The organism is Methylobacterium segetis (assembly GCF_004348265.1).
Lineage (GTDB): Bacteria > Pseudomonadota > Alphaproteobacteria > Rhizobiales > Beijerinckiaceae > Methylobacterium > Methylobacterium segetis.
Genome location: NZ_SMNT01000242.1, coordinates 1 through 1,752 on the forward strand (window position 1 = coordinate 1; position 1,752 = coordinate 1,752).

The 1,752-nt window shown below is 68.8% G+C and carries 3 protein-coding genes; all 3 read left to right on the top strand.

Features of this window, described 5'->3' with window-relative positions; all coding sequences use genetic code 11:
* Positions 1-1,284 (top strand): pyruvate dehydrogenase complex E1 component subunit beta (locus E1J50_RS26410; RefSeq protein WP_132257224.1); only part of this gene is annotated, 1,284 nt, incomplete at its 5' end.
* A 1-nt stretch (position 1,285) separates the two neighbouring features.
* Positions 1,286-1,570 (top strand): DUF5076 domain-containing protein, encoded by a 285-nt coding sequence (locus tag E1J50_RS26415; RefSeq protein WP_132254998.1) that lies wholly within the window; start codon positions 1,286-1,288, stop codon positions 1,568-1,570.
* 49 nt (positions 1,571-1,619) lie between these two features.
* On the top strand, positions 1,620-1,752 hold a 133-nt coding region (locus tag E1J50_RS26420), incomplete at its 3' end, for a biotin/lipoyl-containing protein (protein WP_132257226.1).

Consider the following 1,752-nt stretch of genomic DNA (forward strand, 5'->3'; position numbering starts at 1 on the left):
GCCAAGATCCTGATCCAGGAAGGGACCGAGGGCGTCGCCGTCAACACGCCGATCGCGATCATCGCGGAGGAGGGCGAGGACGTCTCGGCGGCCGCCTCCTCGGGGGGCAAGCCGAAGGGCAACGGCGCCGATGCGGGCGGCCAGCCGGCGCCCGCACCCGACATGCAGGCGGAGGGGCAGGCGCAGAAGCCCGCCCCCGAGGCCAAGAGCGGCGAGGATGCGCCGCGCGCGCCCGCCGCCCCCGCCACCATCACCAACAAGGCTCCGGCCCCGGTGATGGAGGAATTCCCCGCCGGCACCGAGATGGTGACGACGACGGTGCGCGAGGCGCTCCGCGACGCGATGGCCGAGGAGATGCGCCGGGACGAGGACGTCTTCGTGATGGGCGAGGAGGTCGCCGAGTATCAGGGCGCCTACAAGATCACGCAGGGGCTGCTGCAGGAATTCGGCGCGCGGCGCGTGGTCGACACACCGATCACCGAGCACGGCTTTGCCGGCATCGGCGTCGGCGCGGCCTATACGGGCCTGAAGCCGATCGTCGAGTTCATGACGTTCAATTTCGCCATGCAGGCGATCGACCACATCATCAACTCGGCCGCCAAGACCCTCTACATGTCGGGCGGCCAGCTCGGCTGCCCGATCGTGTTCCGGGGGCCGAACGGCGCCGCCGCGCGTGTCGGCGCCCAGCACAGCCACGATTACGCGGCCTGGTACTCGAACGTGCCGGGACTGAAGGTCATCGCGCCCTACACGGCCTCCGACGCCAAGGGGCTCCTCAAGGCCGCGATCCGCGACCCGAACCCGGTGATCTTTCTCGAGAACGAGATCCTCTACGGCCAATCCTTCCCGGTGCCGAAGCTCGACGACTTCGTGCTGCCGATCGGCAAGGCGCGCATCCACCGCCAGGGCTCGGACGTCACCATCGTCTCCTTCGCGATCGGCATGACCTACGCGCTCAAGGCCGCGCAGGCGCTGGCCGAGCAGGGCATCGAGGCCGAGGTGATCGACCTGCGCACGATCCGGCCGATGGACACGGACACGGTGGTGGAATCCGTCAAGAAGACCGGCCGCTGCGTCACGGTGGAGGAGGGCTTCCCGCAATCGGGCGTCGGCGCCGAGATCGCGGCGCGCCTGATGGTCGACGCCTTCGACTATCTCGACGCGCCGGTCCTGCGCATCACCGGCAAGGACGTGCCGATGCCCTACGCGGCGAATCTCGAGAAGCTCGCGCTGCCGACCGTGGCCGAGGTGGTCGAGGCCGCGAAAAGCGTCTGCTACAAGTAAGATGAAGGATTTCCAGGAACTCTCCCCGCCTCCCGACGCCCTCGAGAAGGGCGGCGTCGAGGTCCTGCGCGCCAGCGTCGTCGACGGGGCGGTCAGCATCGCCCTGCGCCGCTCCTTCGACGACCCCTTCACCTGGGGCGTGCTCCTGATCGACCTCGCCCGTCACGCGGCCCGCATCTACGCGCTCGAGACCGGCCTCACCGAGGAGGAGGCCTTCGCGCAGATCCGGGAGGGTCTCGCCTCCGGCGGCAGCGAGGATCCCGAGCCCGGCTCTGCCCTCAACTGACCGCTCACGAACTCATTCCAGGCCCTTGGCCGCTCAGGATCATCAAGCGATGCCGATCAACGTCCTGATGCCCGCCCTCTCGCCCACGATGGAGAAGGGCAACCTCGCCAAGTGGCTCAAGAAGGAGGGCGACGCGGTCAAGTCCGGCGATGTGCTGGCGGAGATCGAGACCGACAAGGCCA

What these genes read in the sequence shown, in the direction of transcription:
- E1J50_RS26415 (WP_132254998.1), top strand. Translation starts at nt 1,286, where the DNA reads ATGAAGGATTTCCAGGAACTCTCCCCGCCTCCCGACGCCCTCGAGAAG.